Origin of the sequence: Collinsella aerofaciens (assembly GCF_020709435.1) — a bacterium.
GTDB classification, from domain to species: Bacteria; Actinomycetota; Coriobacteriia; order Coriobacteriales; family Coriobacteriaceae; genus Collinsella; species Collinsella aerofaciens_AU.
This window is the reverse complement of record NZ_JAJFDP010000019.1, coordinates 1-20,336: the sequence shown is the minus strand read 5'-3', so window position 1 is coordinate 20,336 and position 20,336 is coordinate 1. Positions and strand designations below refer to the sequence as shown.

17 protein-coding genes are annotated in these 20,336 nt (G+C 59.5%); 11 read left to right on the top strand and 6 right to left on the bottom strand.

Going from position 1 to position 20,336, the window contains the following annotated elements:
* Positions 1–53 precede the first annotated feature (53 nt).
* Positions 54–1,037, bottom strand: coding sequence for a DNA/RNA non-specific endonuclease (locus LK493_RS08965; RefSeq protein WP_227790792.1), 984 nt, complete (start codon positions 1,035–1,037; stop codon positions 54–56).
* 475 nt (positions 1,038–1,512) lie between these two features.
* Between LK493_RS08965 and LK493_RS08960 the strand changes: the two genes are divergently transcribed.
* Positions 1,513–3,207: an ATP-binding protein gene (locus tag LK493_RS08960; RefSeq protein WP_227790791.1), complete on the top strand. Its 1,695-nt coding sequence runs from the start codon at positions 1,513–1,515 to the stop codon at positions 3,205–3,207.
* 296 nt (positions 3,208–3,503) lie between these two features.
* Here the strand turns inward: LK493_RS08960 and LK493_RS08955 are convergent, their stop codons facing one another.
* A complete protein-coding gene (locus tag LK493_RS08955) occupies positions 3,504–4,382 on the bottom strand; it encodes an ATP-dependent sacrificial sulfur transferase LarE (protein WP_195246804.1) in 879 nt (292 codons plus the stop codon).
* A 173-nt stretch (positions 4,383–4,555) separates the two neighbouring features.
* On the opposite strand from LK493_RS08955, the gene LK493_RS08950 reads away from it, so the two are divergent.
* Positions 4,556–5,206 (top strand): HAD family hydrolase, encoded by a 651-nt coding sequence (locus LK493_RS08950; protein ID WP_161115403.1) that lies wholly within the window; start codon positions 4,556–4,558, stop codon positions 5,204–5,206.
* A gap of 113 nt (positions 5,207–5,319) precedes the next feature.
* Here the strand turns inward: LK493_RS08950 and LK493_RS08945 are convergent, their stop codons facing one another.
* On the bottom strand, positions 5,320–6,429 hold the full coding sequence (locus LK493_RS08945) for a LacI family DNA-binding transcriptional regulator (RefSeq protein ID WP_227790790.1): 1,110 nt from the start codon (positions 6,427–6,429) through the stop codon (positions 5,320–5,322).
* Between the two features lie 312 nt (positions 6,430–6,741).
* Here LK493_RS08945 and glmS point away from each other — a divergent pair, with 312 nt between their 5' ends.
* A complete protein-coding gene (glmS, locus tag LK493_RS08940) occupies positions 6,742–8,589 on the top strand; it encodes a glutamine--fructose-6-phosphate transaminase (isomerizing) (RefSeq protein WP_227790789.1) in 1,848 nt (615 codons plus the stop codon).
* Positions 8,590–8,707: 118 nt separating this feature from the next.
* Here glmS and LK493_RS08935 read toward each other — a convergent pair whose 3' ends face one another.
* The gene (locus tag LK493_RS08935; protein WP_226790702.1) at positions 8,708–9,409 is read right to left on the bottom strand and encodes a GntR family transcriptional regulator; all 702 of its coding nucleotides are present in this window, start codon (positions 9,407–9,409) and stop codon (positions 8,708–8,710) included.
* Positions 9,410–9,602: 193 nt separating this feature from the next.
* Here LK493_RS08935 and LK493_RS08930 point away from each other — a divergent pair, with 193 nt between their 5' ends.
* From LK493_RS08930 to LK493_RS08920, 3 genes are all read left to right on the top strand, one after another.
* Complete coding sequence (locus tag LK493_RS08930; protein WP_161115400.1) at positions 9,603–10,637, top strand: YeiH family protein; 1,035 nt, start codon at positions 9,603–9,605, stop codon at positions 10,635–10,637.
* A 259-nt stretch (positions 10,638–10,896) separates the two neighbouring features.
* Entirely contained in the window at positions 10,897–12,114 is a 1,218-nt protein-coding gene (locus tag LK493_RS08925; RefSeq protein WP_227790788.1) for a helix-turn-helix domain-containing protein, read from the top strand.
* Between the two features lie 84 nt (positions 12,115–12,198).
* Positions 12,199–12,774 carry a hypothetical protein gene (locus tag LK493_RS08920; protein ID WP_022094368.1) on the top strand — a complete coding sequence of 192 codons (576 nt, stop codon included), beginning with the start codon at positions 12,199–12,201 and terminating at the stop codon, positions 12,772–12,774.
* A gap of 228 nt (positions 12,775–13,002) precedes the next feature.
* Here the strand turns inward: LK493_RS08920 and LK493_RS08915 are convergent, their stop codons facing one another.
* Positions 13,003–13,524 (bottom strand): nitroreductase family protein, encoded by a 522-nt coding sequence (locus LK493_RS08915; RefSeq protein ID WP_227790787.1) that lies wholly within the window; start codon positions 13,522–13,524, stop codon positions 13,003–13,005.
* Positions 13,525–13,818: 294 nt separating this feature from the next.
* On the opposite strand from LK493_RS08915, the gene LK493_RS08910 reads away from it, so the two are divergent.
* The 4 genes from LK493_RS08910 to LK493_RS08895 all read left to right on the top strand — a co-directional run bounded on the left by LK493_RS08910 (position 13,819) and on the right by LK493_RS08895 (position 18,523).
* Positions 13,819–14,109: a hypothetical protein gene (locus LK493_RS08910; RefSeq protein ID WP_006235631.1), complete on the top strand. Its 291-nt coding sequence runs from the start codon at positions 13,819–13,821 to the stop codon at positions 14,107–14,109.
* A gap of 181 nt (positions 14,110–14,290) precedes the next feature.
* Complete coding sequence (locus LK493_RS08905; protein WP_227790786.1) at positions 14,291–14,791, top strand: MarR family winged helix-turn-helix transcriptional regulator; 501 nt, start codon at positions 14,291–14,293, stop codon at positions 14,789–14,791.
* The gene (locus LK493_RS08900; protein ID WP_227790785.1) at positions 14,791–16,515 is read left to right on the top strand and encodes an ABC transporter ATP-binding protein; all 1,725 of its coding nucleotides are present in this window, start codon (positions 14,791–14,793) and stop codon (positions 16,513–16,515) included. The genes LK493_RS08905 and LK493_RS08900 overlap by 1 nt, the downstream gene beginning before the upstream one ends.
* Position 16,516: 1 nt before the next feature.
* Complete coding sequence (locus LK493_RS08895) at positions 16,517–18,523, top strand: ABC transporter ATP-binding protein (RefSeq protein ID WP_227790784.1); 2,007 nt, start codon at positions 16,517–16,519, stop codon at positions 18,521–18,523.
* Between the two features lie 110 nt (positions 18,524–18,633).
* Here the strand turns inward: LK493_RS08895 and cysE are convergent, their stop codons facing one another.
* Positions 18,634–19,338, bottom strand: a complete 705-nt coding sequence (gene cysE, locus LK493_RS08890) for a serine O-acetyltransferase (RefSeq protein WP_035138740.1) — start codon at positions 19,336–19,338, stop codon at positions 18,634–18,636.
* A gap of 230 nt (positions 19,339–19,568) precedes the next feature.
* On the opposite strand from cysE, the gene LK493_RS08885 reads away from it, so the two are divergent.
* Positions 19,569–20,216, top strand: a complete 648-nt coding sequence (locus LK493_RS08885) for a VTT domain-containing protein (protein WP_035138741.1) — start codon at positions 19,569–19,571, stop codon at positions 20,214–20,216.
* The last annotated feature ends 120 nt before the right edge of the window (positions 20,217–20,336 follow it).

Sequence of the window (20,336 nt, the reverse complement as noted above, 5' to 3'; positions counted from 1 at the left end):
TGGGGACGGAGGAAAACGGATCATTTTTTGGGTTACGGGCAGCTTGGTCGGCCCTAAACTCCCGAGGTTTGGTTGCGGCCGGTGGCGTAGTCGATCTGCACGTGCGGCTGCAGGTTGTAGCAGTATACGTGGAAGCAGAGGGTCTTGCCGTGGTCCTCGACCGATTGCGCCTCAAGGCGCACGCCACGGCAGACAAGTTCCTCTTCGTTATACATGGGCGTGACACGGTAGAGCACATGGTTACCCGTATCGCGGATGTAGCCGAGAATCTGCTCTTCAAACGGCAGCATGCCCGTCTCGTTGAGATAACGCGTGCCGGTGAGGAGATTCTTGCGGTTGGCGTTTTCGCCGCAGAGCGACCAGGCGATGAGGTGGCAGCGGTTGTAGAGGCTCTGGCCCGGAATAAAGTCGTAGCGCTGCTGGTGCCAACCGGCGGGATGGATACGCGAGATATCGCCGCGCTTGCCCTGGCCGAGTGATTCGGGGCCTGCGCAGGCGAGCGCCTTGCGGGTGCGGCCCAGGCTATCGAGCTTGGAGAATTTCTTAAAGCAGCCCTCTTCTGCAGCGCGTTCGTATTCATCGAGTGTGAATGACGGCATGCCGAGCGGGTGCATGCTGTCGGCGCGAAGGGCAACGTAGGGGTTACCCGCGTAGTCAGGAATGCTGCTGAGGTATACACCACGGGCGCGGTCGAGATCGGGGTTTTCGACCTCGTCGATGGGGGTGGCGGCACTATCCGCGGAGGCAGCGTCACCGGTGTCGGTTGCGGCGGAATCGGAGCCATCGCCAGAGCCTTGGCTATTTTGAGAGTCCTCGGAGCTCGCTGTTCCCGATTCGAGTCGGGCGACCAAGTCCGCTTCGTCGTCGGTACGGCTGGGACTCTCGTTTTGCTTCTCGGCCAGAGCCGTTGCCTGCTCATCGCTTTGCGGCGACAACAGCTTGGGCGCTCCGTCGAGCGATCCTGTGAACAGCGCAAACCCCAGCACCACGGCGGTGCCGATGGAAAGTACTTGCTTGTAGGCGGACTTGCGCGACATGGAGGCTCCTGGATGGACGGTTGGGAGTCTACCAGTCTAGCAGGAGCCAGCAGGGGCCGTTCTGTCGAACAAATACTTAAGATTTGGGACAAATGCTACGGATTCATTTGCCTCATATGGAGCTGCGGCGGTTGTGTATATGAAGCTATTCGGCGTTTCCCCAAATGATACCTGCCAAAACAAACCTGTCCCTTTTCGGTGGGTGATCGTGAGTTATTTCACCGCAGCTTAAGGTGCGGTTGGGATGTGCGCACTTTAAAGAGAGGAGCCCATGATTAGAGAGGTTGCGCTCGTCTCTCTAAATGTCTCTCTAAAGAGAAAGCCAGTTAAAGAGATAACCTTAGGCAATCTAGCAGTGAATTTGATGCATCTCTCTAAATTTCTCTTTAAAATAAGGTACCTATCTCTCTAAAGTTAGAGAGATATACTATACTTTAGAGAGATAAATCTATCGTTTTAGAGAGACGGAATGCCAATGCTGCTGGATGAACCTCTTGGCCTTATTGTTGAGCGCCTTCGCAGGCGGGGGACTGATGACGCATCGGTAGAAGTTAAAGCCTGCACGAATAAATTGAGCGCAGACGTATGGGAGACGGTGAGCGCTTTTGCGAACACTGCGGGTGGGCTCATTATTTTGGGCCTGAACGAGGCCGAAGGATTTGTTCCTTCGGCTAACTTTGCTATCGATAGGGTGCGCGATCAGTTTGTTTCGGGTATCGGAGACGGAGGCTCAGCGGCAGTGGTGGCCCATGCGCCGCGGTATGAGCTTGATCGAGGCGAGGTCGACGGGCTCCAGGTGCTTCTGGTGCGCATCTTTGAACTTGAGCTTAAAGCGAAGCCTTGCTATATCGGCGCGCGCGGCGTGCAGAACGGTAGCTACAAGCGCGTGGATGATAAAGATATCAAGATGTCACCCGCTGAGCTATATGAGCTGCAGAGTGCGTTGCTTCCGAGCGATGCAGACGGAACGGTGGTTTCGGAGGCAACGGTCGAGGATTTGGATCCAGATGTCGTGCGGTCTATTATCGCAAATCGCCGGCTGCAGACCCCGCGCGTTTTGCGCGGGGCCGATACGCTGGAAAAGCAGCTGGTCAGACTCAATATCACTACAAAGGATGGTGCCGTGAAGCTCGCGGGGCTTCTGTCGGCGGGAATTTACCCCCAGCAGTTCTATCCTAAACTGATGATCGATGTCGCCGTTCATTCCGATGTGGAAAAATCTGCACCCGGGCAACCCCGGTTTATTGACCGCCAGTTGTGCGATGGCCCGATTCCGGCTTGCATCGAAGATGCCCTTGCCGCGATTGGACGAAACTTGCGCAAAGCGACGATAGTGCAAGGCGCTGGCAGAAGGGAGGATTGGGAAGTTCCCCAGGAGGTTTTGCGCGAGGCCTTGGCAAATGCCTGCATCCATCGAGAATATTCGCCCATGTTTGTGGGGCAGGCCGTGAGTGTCGATATCTATCCAGACAGAATAGAGATCAAAAACCCTGGCGGCCTTTGGGGCGGAAAGACGGTGGACAATCTTGCAGACGGGGAATCGCGCTGCCGAAACCCAAAGCTCATGAGCCTAATGGGGGCGACGCCGTTAGAGCATGCCGAGGGGGCCGTTGCGGAAAGCCAGGGATCTGGTATCCCGGCTATGATTCGCGAGATGGAGTCTCGTTCGCTTGGCAGGCCGAAATTTATCGTTAAGGCCGATTCGTTTACGGTGCTGCTTTCCCGGCACGGGGCGGAGCTTGCTGAAAACCGCACGTGGATTCAGAACCATGTGGGCACCGAGCTGACGGATCGCGAAGAAACATTGCTCATGTTTATGCGGGAGCATGGGTGCGTATGCGATGTTCAAAAAATACGAGAGGCCCTGAAGTGGGATTCGGATGACATTCGCCTGATCTGCGGGGACCTTGTAGATAAACATGCCCTGTCAAAATGCGGCAAAGACACGTTCGAAATTATCGATAGGAACAGAGAACCGTCAGCTTCGACGGCGGATAGGATCCTGGAGGCTCTCAGCGCCGAAGTGGATATGACGGCGCGAGAAATAGCGGTTGCATCGGGGGTCAGAATTTCGTCTGTCCGTTACCATCTGCCAAAAATGGCGGATAAAGGGCTCATCGAAGTAATGGGTTCATCGACGAGTCGTAACCGCCGATATCGGAAGAAGTAGATGCAGCCGGGTCACCTCTCTAGTGCCTCTCGAGGCCAGATGGGTGCTGGAGGGGCGATTGTCTCGCGATATTTCCCCAGATAAAACCTGCCAAAATAAACCTGTCTCTTTTTGGTAGGTCAGTTAACGCAGTCCAGGTTGAGCATATGCGAGCGAGCAGGCTCCGGGTGCGGTAACGTGACGTGAAACAAGCGGGCGCTGACCTTTTGGTCGCGCCCGTGAAGTTGAACGTCAGATTGCCGTGCCCGGGGCCTGCGCAGCGCCGAGCAGTTACGCCGTTTGTAAAACGGCGTAACCTAAAGGTTCATGTTGCCGTGGATGTAGGGGGTGACCTCAGGGGAGATATGGTCGCAGCCCAGTTCGCGCAGCGCGGACTCGATAACGGCGGGCAGCGGGGTTTTGCCCTCGGCATCGACGGCGTTGCCACCGAGGGCAGCAATCTTGGCGACATCTGCGGGTGCGGCCTCGATATGCATGCAGCCGCCGATCAAGCGCGCGCGTACCTGTGCCAGATCAAGATCGTGCAGGTAATCCTCGCAGGCGCGGATTAAATCGACCTTCTCGCGCGTAAGCTCCTCGCCCGTGGGGACGCGGGTGGCAAGACATGCTCCCGCCGGCAGGTTCCAAACGGGATAGCCCCATGCGCGCAGCAGCTCGCGCTCTTCGTCCTTGGTAAAGCCGACCTCCATAAGGGGTGAGCGTACGCCGAGCTCTTCTGCCGCACGCATGCCGGGGCGGTAGTCACCGCGATCGCTTGCATTACTGCCATCGATGACGGTGGGAAAGCCGAGCGACTTGGCGTGGTTGACGATGGCGGTAAAGCCGGCGTGCTTGCAGTGGTAGCAGCGATTAGCATCGTTGCAGGCTACTTGGGGGAGCTGCAGCTGATCGACCGAAAGATTGAGCACGGGGAGCTTAAAATGTGCCCCTTCATTGGCTTGTCCATCAACGGACCGCTCAAACGAGGCCTGCTCGGGCGTGCCGATGAGCGGCGTGGTGAGATGGACGAGGAGGGTATTGGTAGGCATGATGCGGGCGCATACGGCGGCCAAAAAGCTGCTGTCAACGCCGCCGGAAAACCCGATAGCCACGCGCCCGTATGCCAAAAGCAGCTGTTCGAGCGCCGATAGCTTGTCTTGAAGCTCCTCTGCGGGTGCCGTGGTGTCTAAAATCATAAAACGGTCCTTATCGTTGAGTACTCGATCGAAAACTATAATCCTAATGCGTTACTTGCCATAAGACTTCTACCTATGTAACGAAAGTGCAATATGGTATATACGTTATATACAAGTTGCCAAATGCGGTAGAGTTACAGCAACGCGACAGCGAGAGTCGATGGGGGACCGATATGATCAAGGCTGTTATTTTTGACATGGATGGAACGCTGGTCGATACCGAGCGTTTGGGGATTAAGGCCTGGAAGGCAGGCGCCGCTGAGCTGGGGCTCGCGATTGATGAAGCGCTGATCCATCAGTTTATCGGCCGCACGCTGCCCGATGTTATGGACATCCTCGATAAACATTATGGCAGCCACGAAACCACCGAGGCGATCTATCGTCGCCACAAGGAGATTCGCGACGAGATGGTCAAGACCGAACTGGAACTTAAGGCCGGCGCCGCCGAGTGCCTAGACGAGCTGCTGGCTGCGGGCTATCACGTTGGTCTAGCGACGTCGTCGCGCCTCGTTACGGCCGAGCGCAACCTTAAGATGGTTGGCCTCTTTGACAAGTTTGAAACGGTAACGTGTGGCGAGGACGTCGTGCACGGCAAGCCCGACCCCGAGATGTATCTGCTTGCCTGCGAGCGCGCGGGCTTTGCTCCCGAGGAATGTGCCGTGGTCGAGGATTCGCGCAACGGCTGCGTCTCGGGCATTACGGCCGGCTGCCATGTCTTTGCCGTCCCCGATATCGTGCCGCTGCCGCAGGACGTGGTGGATGGCTGCGAGGCCGTGCTCGATACGCTGTTCGATCTGGCGGCGGCGGTCAAGGCCGTGCGCTAGACAATTGCGGCGTTGAAACGAGCAATTGCTTACGTTTGCGCTTAAGCAAAAGGGGTCCGGCAATGGTCGGGCCCCTTTTGCTTAAGCGGCGACTTAGCATACTCGCGGGCGTGCTATAGATACGCACCGAGGTTGATGGCCGTGGCGTCGGTCTGGCTGCTTGCCTGGGTGCTGGCGCGTTCCAGTAGGAACGGACGTACCAGTTCTTGGCGGTTGATATCCTCGGCGGCGACTGCGGTGACGGTACGCGCTGCGGAGCCGACACGGATATGCTTGATCTTTGCCGGGGCCTTGTTCTCGATTTGCTCCATCAGCAGTTGGACACCCTTGCGGCCAATCTCGTAGCCCGGGGGCGCTACCGTAGTGAGCGGGACCGATCCGCTCCAAGCGAGCGGGTTGCCGTCGCATCCGGCCACGCGTACTTGCCCGGGGACAGAGATGCCCTTGTCGACCAGTGCCGAAACGACGCCCGAGGCCAACACATCGGTCAGACCGACGACAAAATCGGGACGTTCGTCCGCGGGGCGCTCGGCGATTTGGGCACCGATGCCGTAGCCGTCGGCAGCGGTATTCCATTCGCCGGCGTCGATGACTTCGATCTTGATATCGGGGTGCAGGGCGAGCGCCTTATGAATGCCAAGGACGCGCAGGGTGAGTTGCATAAATGCTGCTCGGCCGACGACGACAATATGGTGCGCGCCGCGGGCGATAGCAAGTTCGGCAATGATGCGACCCTGGGCCTCGTTGTCGGCCGCTACGTAGTAGCCGGGCTCAGAGCAATGGATGTCCAGATGGACGATCGGCACGGGCATCTTGGTCATGGCGGGGTGCCAGTCGGGGGATGCCATGGGCTGAACCATGACGCCGGACATCTGGGTGCCCATAAAGTAGCGCAGGTAATGGTCCTCGAGAATATCGTCGTTATCGGCGTTGGCGATGAGCAAGTCGTAGCCGTGCTTGCGGGCCTCGTTGTGGGCGCCGCTGGCGATTTGGAGCGAAAAGCCGTGATCGAGACGGGGGAGCACCAGGCCAAAGGACTTGGTGGCGCCGCCCGCGAGCTGACGAGCGCTTTGGTTGGGCAGGTAGCCAAGGCGACTGATGGTCTCGTTGATGAGCTTGAGGGTCTCGGGGCGCAGCTTTTCGGGATGGTTGAGCGCGTTGGAAACCGTGCCCAACGAAACCCCGGCTTCGCGCGCGACGTCGCTGATTTTAACCTTTGCCATAGCGGCCCCTTTGATGCGTTTCAAGTACAAGCCAGATTGTAGCATCCCAAACCTTCCAAAAAGGGACAGGTTTATTTTGGCAGGTTTTATCTGGGGAAACGCTGTTGCCAGCGCGACCACCACGAAGGGGGCAGGTACCTTTGTGGTGGTTTGGACCGGCTGGACGTGTGTGCATCGAGTGGTATCTAAGTTGAGATACCACTTCTGGTATATCAGCTTGCGTTTGCGTGAGTACAATACTCGAACGTTGTACGTCTCAGCGCCCTTTGTGCGTGGACGTCTTGCAGTCACGCGAACGAAGGGATTTATCCTATGTGCGGAATTGTCGGCTACACCGGCTCTGATATTGCAAAGAACATCCTGGTCACAGGCCTCAAGCGTATGGAGTATCGCGGCTATGACTCCTCGGGCGTCGCGCTCGAGGTGGGCGAGGGCGCCGCGGCGCACCTCGACGTCATCCGCCGCGTGGGCAAGGTCGCGGGCTTGGAGAGCGAGCTTTCCAACATTGACAGCGACGCCACCTGCGGTATCGGCCACACCCGTTGGGCCACCCACGGCAAGCCTTCGGTCGTTAACGCTCACCCCCACACCAGCTGCGACGGTCGTATCGCCATCGTTCACAACGGCATCATCGAGAACTTCGCCGAGCTGCGCGAAGAGCTGGAGGACCGCGGCCACCACTTTAAGAGCGAGACCGATACCGAGGTCTTCGCGCATCTGATCGAAGAGGCTTATGCCGAGACGCACGACCTGATGGCTTCCGTGCGCGAGGCTTGCACCCACGTGGTCGGTGCCTATGGTCTGGCCGCCGTGTGCGCTGACGAGCCCGGCGTGATCGCCGTGGCTCGCAAGGATTCCCCGATCGTGGTCGGCGCGGGCGAGACCGGCGCCTATGTCGCCTCCGACGTCATCGCGCTCATCGACGCAACCCGCGACGTCGTGGTGCTCGAGGACGGTCAGTTTGCCAAGCTCACGCCCGCAGGCGTCGAGTATACCGACGAGGCCGGCAACGTGATTGAGCCCAAGGTCACCCACATCGACTGGGACCTGGACATGGCAGAAAAGGGCGGTTATCCCGACTTTATGCTCAAGGAGATTCACGAGCAGCCGCGCGTGGTGCGCGACGCGCTGGTGGGCCGTATGACGCCGGCCGGCGAGCTCGACATCGACGAGCTGGGCCTTTCGCTCGAGGAACTCAACGACATCGACCGCGTCTACGTGATCGCTTGCGGCACCAGCTATCACGCTGGCCTCATTGCCAAGAATCTCATTGAGGGCTGGGCTCGCATCCCCACCGAGGTGGAGGCGGCCAGCGAGTTCCGTTATCGCAACCCCATCATTACGCCGACGACGCTTGTCGTTGCCGTGTCCCAGTCGGGCGAGACGGCCGATACCCTTGCCGCCATTCGCGACGCGCGCATCAAGGGTGCCAAGGTCTTCGGCATCACCAACGTGGTGGGCAGCCCCGTGGCGCGTGAGAGCGACGGCGTCATCTACACCAAGGCCAACAAGGAGATCGCGGTCGCCTCGACCAAGAGCTTCATCGGCCAGGTCGTGAGCCTGACGCTGCTGGCTCTGCTGCTAGCGCAGGTCAAGTACCGCCTGACCACCAAGCAGGCGCGCATGCTGTTCCGCGAGCTTTCCGATACGGCCGAGCAGATCCAGTGGATTTTGGATACCCAGACCGAGGCCGTGCATGAGGCCGCCCTGCTGTGCAAGGACGCGCAATCGGCACTGTTCGTCGGCCGCGGTATGGGCGCCGCTATTTCCTACGAGGGTGCGCTCAAGCTCAAGGAGGTCAGCTATCTGCATGCCGAGGCCTACGCTGCCGGCGAGATGAAGCACGGCCCCATCGCTCTGATCGATCCGGGCTTCCCCGTTATCGCCGTGGCCACCAAGAGTGCCACCTATGACAAGACGGTGTCGAACCTTATGGAGTGCAAGGCCCGCGGCGCCAAGGTGATCGTCGTTGCCACCGAGGGCGACGAGGAGATCAACAAGATCGCCGACTGCATCATCCGCGTGCCGGCCGTCCGCGACGTGTTCAGCCCCATCACGGCGAGCGTTCCGCTGCAGCTGCTCGCCCGCGAGGTCGCCATCCTGCGCGGCTGCGACGTCGACCAACCTCGTAACCTGGCGAAAAGCGTTACTGTCGAGTAGTTGGTTCCGCCGTTCTAACGACCAAGGCCCGGCTCCGCGTCATCAGACGGAGCCGGGCCTTTTTGTACGGAGAAACCACCACAAAGGTGACTGTCCCCTTTGTGGTGGTTTTGGCAGGTTAGCGGAGCTTGCTGGTCTCGAAGTACTCGGGGAACTGGTCCAGAACCTCGGTCTGGTTGCGGAACATCATGTGCAGGTGCTTGCTGACCAAAAAGCTCGCTTCGATGGGGTCGCGACCGGCGATAGCGCGGCGAATCTGCTTGTGCTCGTTCACGATGTCCTGATTGTCGAGAACCTGCGTGGCGGCGCGCAGCCAGCGGAAGCGCTCCAGGTCGGCATTGGTCTCTTCGAGCCACGACCACACGGTGCTGCGACATGCGATGCTAAAAATCATGTGATGCATGAGGTTGTCGCTCAAAAAGAAGCCGATGCGATCCTCTTCGGCCATGGCCTTTTCCTGCAGCGCGATGGCGCGGTCGAGCTGCTCGATGCCGGCCGACGTGGCGCGCGCACAGCACTCCACAATCACCTGCTTTTCCAGATGCTCGCGGATGTAACAGGCACTCTCGGCAAGGGTGAGGTTGATGGGTGAGACGTAGGTGCCGCTCTGGGGCACGGTGCGCACCAGGCCTTCCTGCGCCAAGCGAACCAAAGCCTCGCGCACGGGCGTGCGACCCATATCTAGGTCGTCGCAAAGCTGCTTGACGCCCAGCTTTTCGCCCGGCTTGTAGTCCAGGTAGACGATTTTGCGTCGAATGGTGTGGTAGGACTGGTCCTGTAGGCTCGTTTCCTGCTCGCCGACGTGCATCGATTCTTCCATAGCGTCTCGCAACTGTTCTATCAAACTCATATGTCAGTTGTTAATTATGCCGCGAATCAGCTCTCCGCGGTGGGTAATTCGGCTGTTGCCTGAGAACTATTGCGGCATCTTAGTCTGTGTTTGCGCAAGGCTGCGCTCAATGTTGCCGTATCATAAGCCGTCGCAAACGTGAAATAGAAAGAAGGAATCCCATATGCAACTGGCAAACATCGTACGCGAGCGCTGGAAAGGCGTCTTGTTCTGCCTGATCATCGCCATTCCCGCGACGTTGCTCGGCAAACAGATTGAGGTGGTCGGCGGTCCGGTATTTGCCATCCTCTTTGGCATGGTCCTGGCGCTCGTCTTTCCCAAGAATCGTCGCGAACAGCTCGCCGCCGGCGTTACCTATACGTCCAAAAAAGTCTTGCAGTACGCGGTTATCCTGCTTGGCTTTGGCATGAACCTCTCCCAGATTCTGTCCAAGGGCGCCCAGTCGTTGCCGATTATCGTGGCGACAATCTCGACATCGCTTGTCATTGCCTTTGTGCTCTGCCGCGTCATGAACGTGCCGGGCAAGATCGCGACGCTTGTGGGTGTGGGTTCGTCGATTTGCGGCGGTTCTGCCATCGCCGCGACCGCACCCGTCATCGATGCCGACGATCGCGAGATTGCCCAGGCTATTTCGGTCATCTTCCTGTTTAACGTTATCGCGGCGCTCGTGTTTCCGACGCTCGGCGGCATGCTCGGGCTGACCAACGAGGGCTTTGGCCTGTTTGCCGGTACCGCCATCAACGACACCTCGTCCGTAACGGCTGCGGCGAGCGCTTGGGACAGCATGCATCCCGGCGCCAATGTGCTCGAGAGCGCCACGGTGGTCAAGCTCACCAGGACGCTGGCCATTATTCCCATCACGTTGGTCCTCGCATGCTGGCAGATGCATCTGGCACGCAAGGCCGGTGGCGACGCAAAGAGCACGTTCTCGCTTAAACGCGCGTTTCCCATGTTTGTGCTGTTCTTTGTGCTGGCGAGCGTGATCACCACGGTGTTTCAGCTTCCTGTGTCCATCACGGCGCCCATCAAGGAGCTGTCGAAGTTCTTTATTGTGATGGCCATGGCGGCTATTGGTTTTAATACCGATATCGTCGAGCTGGTCAAAAAGGGCGGCAAGCCCATCGCGCTGGGCTTTTGCTGCTGGATTGGCATTGCGTGCATGAGTTTGGGAATGCAGCACGTGCTGGGAATCTGGTAGAGAAGTAGCTTATTTGCGTGCTGGTGAGCGCATGCCTGCGGTGGAGCGATAGGAGCTCTTGCGGGTATGGCTTGTCCGCAGGTTTATAAGTCCCGAAGAGCTCTTATCGCCCCGCCAGGATGGCGATGCGGGGCAACACCTATACTCGCAGGACGGCGCTTTCTGCCCTATAGTGTTTGGTGAGCAATATCGTTCAATTTTGAAACACTCGGTCGTACGACCGTCGGCGGTTGCACGTCGCCGCGGACAGGGGCAAATCATGGATAGCGATGCCAAGCTGAACATCTTGACCGATGCCCTAGCTGCTGCCGGGGCCTCGGCATTGGCAATCGATGCGCGTGGGGACGTCGCGATCTCGACCATGAATGACGCGGCGCTTGAGCGGGATGTGGCGGCTTTTGTAGCTGAGCGCCTCGACCGTATAGGAGACGGCGCGCGTCTGGTTATGGGGCGTGCGGGTGCGCGCCTGAGCCTGACCGTTCGCCCCACCGACAAAGAGGGCGGGGGGCTTTGGGTCGTCGTGGTCCGCGAGGTGCGCGGTGTCGCGGCGCATGCGGGCATCGAGTGGCTCAACGCCGACGAAGTTGAGGCCCGCTACGAATCGAGCGCGTACGGCATCGTTGAGGGGGCGGCCTCGGTGGCTGCGCCGGTTGCAGAGAGTTACGCGCGCGGTGTGCCTCTTATGCTCGAGGGCGAGCTGGGAGCGGGTCAGGTCGAGATCGCCAAGCGCCTCTATCTGGACGGTCCTTTTGCCGATCAACCCTTTGTTTCCGTCGCGCTCGATGAACTCACCGAGCGCGGTTGGCGCCATGTACTCAAAAGCGTCGAATCGCCGTTGTTCCAAATGGGGCTGACCCTTTGCATTGAGGGCTGGAACGCGGTTGGCCCCCAGCGCCTCCGCGAGCTGGTCTCCACGATGACCGACACCGCGTTGGCGACGCGCTGCCATGTGGTGCTGACGGCGAATGACATGCCGGGCGGCGGCGAAAGTGATCAAGCCGCCTTTGTGACCGAGCGCTTCGCCTGTGCGGTGAGCGTCGCGCCGGCAATCGCCGAGCAGGGAGCCGCGTCGACGAAGGTCGCGCGCTATTTGGAATATCTCGCTGATGCATTTGGGACGGCAGCGCCCACGCTGTCTGCCGCGGCGACGAAGACGCTCGATGCTTACCGCTGGCCGCGCAACTATCTGCAGCTCCGCGAGGTCTCGGAACGACTGTATATATTGGTGGGGACGGGCACGGTGGACCGCGCTGTGGCGGAGGAAGTGCTCGCCCAAGAGGACGTGATTAAGACCGCAACCTTTGGCGCCCCGACGCTTGAAAGTGACCTGTATATCCTGCGACCGCTGGCCGATACCGAGCGAGATATCGCGCATCTGGTTGTAGACCATCTCCACGGCAACCGAACCCGTGCGGCGGAGGTGCTGGGCATAAGCCGTACAACGCTGTGGCGCTTGCTGAAGGACGATGACCGTTGAGCGAGGCGCCCGTGACCGCACGCGACGCGTGTGCTACAGTCCAAAGCGTTATTGTTTCGATTTGGTTACGGCGTGCGAGGGCATATGGCTGAGACTTCAAAACCGAGCCGCAGAAGGCGGAGTGCCGCGCCGGTCAACCGACGCACAACATCGGTGACGTGGGGCAAACACGCCTCGGGGTTTGATGGCTCGTTCAAGCGCACTAAATACGGCTATCCTTCGGCAAGCGCCCGCTTGGCAATGCAGGCAGAGTCCTCGCTGTGGGGCCGCAAACGCGTGGTGGGCTCAAAGCTCAAGCACGACGGAACGCTCGGCTACATCAGCCGCGGGGCGGCTCGCCGCAGCGGGCTCAATCCCGCCGGCTGGCATCGCTACGTGCCGATCGTGGCCGCCGTTGCAGTGATTGTCATCGCGCTCGCTGCGCTCGGATATGCCGGCGGTGGCGCCAACTTGGACGCAATGTTTAAATCGCCCGAGCTCGCGCATGTAGGTACAGAAGTTGTCGAGGGCGCTCAGGCCCAGACGAGCGTCGCGCCCCAGCGCGGTATCGTTGCGGCGGCCTCCACCATCGCCGATGTGCAAAAGGACGAAGACAAGCAAGGCGACGACGTCGATGCGAATCAGACGAGCGAAACGGCAATAACTCCATCGGCGGGATAAGTTGCGAGTGGGGCAGCTAATTTGGGACGGGGCTTTTTTAGCTGCCCAAGACAGTGGCTCATTCGATGTCAGTCGCCAAAAGCGAGCGAGCCGCATTTGCGCCAAGGTGACGTGAAATGAGAGGGCGCTGACCTTCTGGTCGCGCTCTCGAAATTGAACGTCAGATTGGCGTGAATGCGGCCCGCGCAGCGTCAACGAGCCCGCCGTTCGGTAGAATGGCGGAACTAATTACCTTACGTAGACCACGTTGTCGCGGCGGGGTTTGGGCTCGGGCAGCGTGTCCTCGGCATAGCCCAGAATGCAGTGACCGACACCGCGCAGGCTGCCGTCGGCGGGTAGACCCCAACTGGCCAGTAGCTCCAGGCCCTCGGGCGAATCGAAAACCTCGTGGGCGCGATGAATCCAGCACGAATCAACGCCCAGCGCATAGGCAGCGTTGAGCAGGTTGCCCATGGCGAGCGAGCCGTCTTCCAGATGTGTGGGCACGCTGCGGTCAACCAGCACCACCACAACGGTCTTGGCGCCATAGAAGGGGTCGCTGTTGCTGCCCATGACTTGCGCGTTGAGCTGCGAGAGACGCTCGACGGTCGCGAGGTCGGTGACGGCGACAAACGTCACCGGCTGGCGGCCCATGCCGCTCGGTGCATATTGGCCGGCTTCGATAATACGTGCAAGCTTTTCGGCCTCGACGGGACGATCGCTGTAGTTGCGGCAGCTGCGGCGGTGAATGAGTGCTTCGATAGTCTCCATGGTGTCTCCTTGCGGTGGCGTTGCAGATGCCCCGTTCATACCCGTCGGGCTCAAACGATAGACGGTCAATTGCCCGGCCAAAAGGATAGATTCCAATTGGGAAAGTAGGTTTGCATAAAAGTACCTTCAGAATGTGACAAACAAATGGGATGGTTAAACGTTTTATCCCGTCTACCCTGCGGTTTTTTACCACTTGCCTAAATGACGAACGCATAACCTCTGATAAAGGTTTTACTAAAGGAGTACCAACGTTTATCAATGCGCCGTGGTGGCGCCGGGCCAGGAGGTAACATCATGTTCCAGGCTGGAGATGTCGTCGAGACCGATTTCGAAGGATTTCTGAAGCTGCTGCGTTCCAAGACGCGCGCTTTCGTGTCGATCAACGATCACGAGTACTACATCACGCACACCGATGGCTATTGGCGTGTTCAGGATTGCGAGGCCCTCAACGACAAGGGCCACTTTACTGACTGTTCTGAGTTGGTCAACACGGTCTGCGAGGTCGTCGAGCTGCCGTGGATTGCCGGCAAGAGCCTGCATGACAGCTTCTCGGGCGCTACGGTCTATGAGGCCGTCGCCGCTTGACAGGCAATAAAACCCGATTTTCACGTGACCGCTGGCGCCGCCCCCGCGCCGGCGGTCTTTTTCTGCCGATAGGCCATAAAAATGCACGCATTTGCGGAGAGCCTGTTGACGATAGTCAAAACTCGGACTAATCTAGAGACACATAATTGGTCAAAAATCGGACAATTGAATGGTGGGATAGATGAATAGTGCGGTTACGCTGGTCGACTTCGATCGGTTGCTCAATGGACTCGACCATATCTATTCGGAGTTCTCGCGCGCCTGCGGCCTTTCGGACTGCGCCTATTGGATGCTCGTCGACACTAGCACGACGGGCGGCAGTATTGCCGTAAGCCGTCTGACAAGCGAATGGTTCTACAGCAAGCAGACCATCAACTCGGCAATTAAAACCTTGACGGCGCGGGGCTTCGCAACGTTGGGGTTTGCCGAAGGCAGTCGTAAGAACAAGGTTGTGAGCCTGACCGAAGAGGGCAGGCGATTTGCCGAGCGTTATGCGCTGCCGGCACTCAAGGCCGAGCAGCGAGCCTTTGGCGCGCTTGAGCCATGTGAGCAGCGCGAGATTATGCGCTTGATCGGCAAATTCTCTCAGGTGCTCGGCGATGAGTGCGATGCCTTTAAGCAGCATATCGCTGCCGAGAGCCAAGCCGAGAATCAAGGTGAGGGGGAGTCGTGCGACTGTTAATGAGGTTTTTGAAGCCCTATCGAGGGCTTGTCGCAGTGACGCTGCTGGTGCTGCTGGTGGATAACGTCGGTACGCTGCTGGTTCCCACGATGCTGGCGAACATGGTCAACACCGGTATTACCACGGGCGATATCGACTACATTTTACGCAACGGCCTATACATGTTTATCGCGACCAGCATGGCTAGCGGCGGCACGGTGCTGGGCTGCTATCTTTCGGCGCGCCTGGCCGCCAACGTGGCTTGCGATATCCGCAATGCCGTGTACGACAAATCGCTCGAGCTCGCGGCCAGCGATTTTGAGCGCTTTGGCACCGGATCGATGATCACGCGCTCGCTCAACGACATCAACGTGATTCAGCAGGCGATTCTGCAGACGATTCAGCTGGTGCTGCCCGTGCCGTTTTTGGCTGTGGCGGGCATCATCTTCGCCTGGTTTATCGATCCCGCCATGGGCACGCTTCTGGGCGTAGTCGTTGCGATTGTGCTGGTGGCGGCGGTCTTTACGGTTGCCAACGCGGCGCCGATTTTTATGCGCCTACAGGGCTTTATCGACCGCATGAACGTGGTGCTGCGCGAGAATATTGTGGGCGTGCGCGTCATCCGTGCGTTTAACAAGGAGCGCCACGAGGAACGGCGTCTGGACGAGGTGTTTAGCGAATACGCCGCCAACGCCATCAAAGTCAACCACCTGTTTGTGGGCCTCGACAGCTCAAGCTTCTTTTTGATGAACATCGCCGAGGTGGCGGTGCTGTGGGTGGGCGGCAACCGCGTAGGCGCCCACGCCATGCAGATCGCGAGTATCTCAGCGGTGCTGGAGTATGCAATTCTGATCCTGTTCTTTGTGATGATGGCCCAGATGGTGGTGCTGACGCTTCCGCGTGCTGCCGCGTGCCTGAACCGTGCGCAGCAGGTGTTGGAGATTGAGCCGAGCATCGTCGATGGCGAGCGCACGCTGGATGACGGGGCGCGCGAGCCCCAAGACGAAGCCGATGCGGTGGCCGTGTTCGACCACATGTCGTTTCGCTTTGACGATGCCGACGAGGACACCCTGTGCGACCTGAGCTTTGCCTGCCGTCGCGGTCAGACGACTGCGATCGTTGGCTCGACAGGCTCGGGCAAATCGACGGTGGCAAAGCTTCTGCTGCGCTTCCACGATGCCACCAAGGGCTCCATTCGCCTGAATGGTGTGGACCTGCGCGAGCTTACGCAAGACGAAATCCGCGGGCGCATTGCCTATGTGCCGCAGAAGGCGTGGCTGTTCTCGGGCACGGTGGCGAGCAACCTTCGCTTTGGTAACGAAGGCGCGACCGAGGGCGACATGCTCCACGCGCTTGAGGTTGCCCAGAGCACCTTTGTACTCGACCAACCGCAGGGGCTCGATACCCCGGTTGCCCAGGGCGGTACGAACTTTTCGGGCGGCCAGCGCCAGCGTTTGGCAATCGCCCGTGCGCTCATGAAGCATGCCGATCTATATATCTTCGATGACAGTTTTTCGGCCCTGGACTTTAAGACCGATGCGGCCCTGCGCCATGCATTGCAAGACGAGACGCGCGATGCCGCGGTGCTCATCATCGCGCAGCGCATCTCGACGATCTTGCACGCCGACCAGATCGTCGTGCTCAAGGATGGCGAGGTTGTGGGTCTGGGCACGCATGGCGAGCTTATGGAAACCTGCGAGGTGTACCGTGCCATCGCGGAATCGCAGATGAAGGGAGGTGAGTAGCATGACCGAGGAGCTCAAGAAGCAGGGCGGCGTTGATGACGCCGCTGCCGCGGGACTGGTCGAGGAAACGGCTGCCGCGTCGACCGAGCTGGATGACGCCGCCAAGGCTGCAGCCGAGCGCGAGGCTCGCCGCCAAGCGCTCTACGAGGAAAACGAACGTGCCGAGGACGAGCGCGCCCGCGCCGAGGCAGAGCGTATGCGCGACGTGGACGACGAAGACGAGGACGAGACACCTCGGGATACCTGGGCGACGGTGCGCCGCCTGTGGAGCGAGGCCGCCGGCGACCATTGGCGCTTCTATATCGTGTTCGCGAGCATTGTGTTCTATGTCATCTTTAACACTGCCGCGCCGGCATATAGCGCCCGCGTGATCGATGAGCTGTGGGGCCACATTCAGGTAGCGTTTGTCAACAACGCCACCTTCAGCATCACCTGGGAGAACTGCGGCAGGACTATCTTCATCTACTTTTTGATTTGGACGGCCGCCGCTTCGTTCTACGCGCTCCAGAGCTTTTTGATGTCGAGCGTGGCCGAACGCCTCAATCTGCGCCTGCGCAACCGCATCGCGCAAAAGCTCAACCGTCTGCCGCTCGCCTATTTTGACGCGCATCGTCCCGGCGAGGTCGTCAGCCGCGCGACCAACGACCTGGACAAGATGTCCGAGAGCATGCAGCGCGGATTGCTGCAGCTGCTCGTGTCGATCGGCACGGTTGTTGGTGCTGTGAGCGTGATGTTCGTGTTCAGCGTGCAGCTTACGCTCGTCTTTCTGTTCTTTACGGCACTGTCGCTGCTGGTGACGAAGGTCGTCTCGCGCCGCACACACGATGTGACGGGCGAGCGCCAGGAGTGGGTGTCCAAGATTACGAGTGCGGTCGAGGAAGGCTATTCGGGCCGTCTGGTGATCCGCGCGTTTAACCGCGAACGCCAAAGTTCTGCCGAGGTGCACCAGGCCTCGGGCGAGCTGGCACGCGTGAGTGCCAAGGCCGACTTTATGATCAATGCCGTCGGCCCTGCGGTGCGCTTTATCGGCCGTTTGGCGCAGATCGTGATCGCGCTGGTGGGCTGCAGCATGCTGGTTGCCGGTCACATGACCGTCGGCGTGTTCCAGGCGTTCTTCCAGTTTATCTACGAGGCGTCCGAACCCATGACGCAGCTGTCGTTTACCTTCAACTCGCTGCAGAGCGCGTTGGCGAGTGCGGAGCGCGTGTTCGACCTGCTCGATGAGCCCGAGATGGAGGCCGATCCGCTGCCGGACGAGGCCGCCAAACTGCCGGGTCGCGTTGAGGGTCGCGTCTCCTTTGAGCACGTGCGCTTTGGTTATTCGCCCGACAAGCCGCTTATGCACGACGTGTCGTTTACCGCCGAGCCGGGCCAGAAGATTGCCGTGGTGGGAACCACGGGCGCGGGCAAGACGACGCTCATCAACCTGCTCATGCGCTTCTACGAGATTGACGGCGGGCGTATTACGCTCGACGGCGTGGATACGAGCCGCATGGACCGCGGCGAGCTACGGCAGCAGTTTGGCATGGTGCTGCAGGACGCCTGGCTGTTCGATGGCACGATTGCCGAAAACATCGCCTACGGCTGTCCCGAGGCGACGCGTGAGGAGATCGTGGCGGCTGCGCGCGCCGCGCAGGTCGACTTCTTTGTGCGCACCATGCCGCAGGGCTACGACACGCGCGTGGCCAACGATGCCGAAAGCATCAGCCAGGGCCAGCGTCAGCTGCTGACCATCGCACGCGTGCTGCTCAATAACCCGGCGATTCTCATCCTGGACGAGGCGACCTCAAGCGTGGATACGCGTACCGAGCTTGCCATCGGTCGTGCCATGGACGCGCTCATGCGCGGGCGCACGAGCTTTGTGATCGCGCACCGCCTGTCGACGATCGTGGACGCCGACCTGATCTTGGTCATGGATCACGGCAACATTATCGAGCAGGGCACGCATAAGGAGCTGCTGGCTGCCGAGGGTGCCTACGCCGACCTCTATCTGAGCCAGTTCGCATAATGTGACAAAGGGACAGTCTCTTTGCCACATCACAAATAAGGCGCGCCGGGGATGAATTCCCTGGCGCGCCTTTGCGTTGATGCCGATGTCGTTTTGTGCCGCTTGCGTTCCTAGCGTTCGTCCACGAGCTTGGCGACGAGGGCCTTGAGCTCGGCCACCTCTCGCTCGAGTTCCTTGACGCGGCGGGCATTCTCGGTGATGCCCTGGCGGTTGAGGGCGGACTGCTCGGCGGCGTCATCGGGCATGTACTCGCGATGCTGCTTGGCGTCGAAACTCTCCTCGAACACACGGCAGCCGTTGCGCTTGATGATGCGTCCCGGCACGCCCACGACGGTGCAGTTGTCGGGGACGTCCTTAACGACGACCGAGTTGCCGCCGATCTTGACGTTGTTGCCGATGCGGATGTTGCCGAGCACCTTGGCGCCCGTGCCCACCGTGACATTGTTGCCCAGGGTGGGGTGACGCTTGCCGGTCTCGTTGCCGGTGCCGCCGAGCGTGACGCCCTGGTAGAGCACACAGTTGTCGCCCACAATGGTGGTCTCGCCGATGACGACGCCCATGGCGTGGTCGATAAAGAAGTGCTTGCCAATCTGCGCGGCAGGGTGAATCTCGACGCCGGTGATGTGGCGGGTGATTTGCGAGAGCACGCGGGCGAGCGAGCGATGACCGTGCTCCCACAGCCAGTGCTCGGGCACGTGGTTCCACTTGGCGTGCAGGCCAGGATAGGAAAGAAAGATGACCAGACCGTTTTGCGCGGCGGGGTCCTGCGCTTGGACGGTCTTGATGTCCTCGCGAATGGTATTGATAAAGCTCACCGGCCGCCCTCCCTTAGCGCCATGGCAATGCGATTCAATAAAGTATAGCGATTCGCTAGGGATTAGGAAGAACAATCTTGGCGGCTTTGCACGACAAGTGTTAGTTATGAGTTATGCAAACTTGCTGGTAATGGAGTCATGCTTTTGTGGGGTTGCGCACGAGGGGGCACCGCAACCGTATACTGGTCAACTTGGACGTATCCGCGCCCACAACTGAGAGGTTTTACTTCATGGGTTTCATCAATTTTATCGCCGAGCTGCTTAAGGATCCGCGCACCGCGATCGCCAGCTGGATCGCCGCCGGCCCGCTTATGGCCTACGGCTGCGTGTTCCTGATCATCTTTATCGAGACGGGCGTGGTGTTCTTCCCGTTCCTTCCTGGCGATTCACTGCTGTTTGCTTCGGGCTTCTTTGCCCACAACGGTGGCTTTAACATCGTGGCCCTGCTGGCCATCGCATGGGCCGCTGCCATTTTGGGCGATCAGTGCAACTTTATGATCGGTCACTTCTTTGGCAAAAAGATCATCGCTTCGGGCAAGGTCAAGGCTATGACGCCCGAGCGCATCAAAAAGTCCGAGGACTTCTTGGACAAGTGGGGCCACCTGGCCATCTTCCTCGGCCGCTTCTTCCCGTTTATCCGCACCTTTGTGCCCTTTATCGCCGGTATGGGCGGCATGCACTGGCGCAACTTTGTCGTCTACAACGTACTGGGTGGTATTACCTGGTCGACGCTCTTTACACTGCTGGGCTACTTCTTTGGCGGTATCCCCTTTGTGCAGGAGCACTTTGAGCTGCTGATTGTCGGCATCGTTGCCGTGTCGATCATCCCGACCGTGGTCGGTCTGGTCAAGGCTAAGCTGGGCAAAAAGAACGCGTAGCTCGAGCCAGCGCGCAAACCGTGCCGTTGAGGCCCGTCACCGCTTACGGTGGCGGGCCTTTTTGCTAGAGGCTTTAGCCTGTGCGGGGCGCGCAGCGCGCCGCATCAGAAACCACCCGCT

Coding starts and splice junctions, on each gene's coding strand:
- LK493_RS08965 (WP_227790792.1), bottom strand. CDS start 1,037: ATGTCGCGCAAGTCCGCCTACAAGCAAGTACTTTCCATCGGCACCGCC.
- LK493_RS08960 (WP_227790791.1), top strand. CDS start 1,513: ATGCTGCTGGATGAACCTCTTGGCCTTATTGTTGAGCGCCTTCGCAGG.
- LK493_RS08955 (WP_195246804.1), bottom strand. CDS start 4,382: ATGATTTTAGACACCACGGCACCCGCAGAGGAGCTTCAAGACAAGCTA.
- LK493_RS08950 (WP_161115403.1), top strand. CDS start 4,556: ATGATCAAGGCTGTTATTTTTGACATGGATGGAACGCTGGTCGATACC.
- LK493_RS08945 (WP_227790790.1), bottom strand. CDS start 6,429: ATGGCAAAGGTTAAAATCAGCGACGTCGCGCGCGAAGCCGGGGTTTCG.
- glmS (WP_227790789.1), top strand. CDS start 6,742: ATGTGCGGAATTGTCGGCTACACCGGCTCTGATATTGCAAAGAACATC.
- LK493_RS08935 (WP_226790702.1), bottom strand. CDS start 9,409: ATGGAAGAATCGATGCACGTCGGCGAGCAGGAAACGAGCCTACAGGAC.
- LK493_RS08930 (WP_161115400.1), top strand. CDS start 9,603: ATGCAACTGGCAAACATCGTACGCGAGCGCTGGAAAGGCGTCTTGTTC.
- LK493_RS08925 (WP_227790788.1), top strand. CDS start 10,897: ATGGATAGCGATGCCAAGCTGAACATCTTGACCGATGCCCTAGCTGCT.
- LK493_RS08920 (WP_022094368.1), top strand. CDS start 12,199: ATGGCTGAGACTTCAAAACCGAGCCGCAGAAGGCGGAGTGCCGCGCCG.
- LK493_RS08915 (WP_227790787.1), bottom strand. CDS start 13,524: ATGGAGACTATCGAAGCACTCATTCACCGCCGCAGCTGCCGCAACTAC.
- LK493_RS08910 (WP_006235631.1), top strand. CDS start 13,819: ATGTTCCAGGCTGGAGATGTCGTCGAGACCGATTTCGAAGGATTTCTG.
- LK493_RS08905 (WP_227790786.1), top strand. CDS start 14,291: ATGAATAGTGCGGTTACGCTGGTCGACTTCGATCGGTTGCTCAATGGA.
- LK493_RS08900 (WP_227790785.1), top strand. CDS start 14,791: ATGAGGTTTTTGAAGCCCTATCGAGGGCTTGTCGCAGTGACGCTGCTG.
- LK493_RS08895 (WP_227790784.1), top strand. CDS start 16,517: ATGACCGAGGAGCTCAAGAAGCAGGGCGGCGTTGATGACGCCGCTGCC.
- LK493_RS08885 (WP_035138741.1), top strand. CDS start 19,569: ATGGGTTTCATCAATTTTATCGCCGAGCTGCTTAAGGATCCGCGCACC.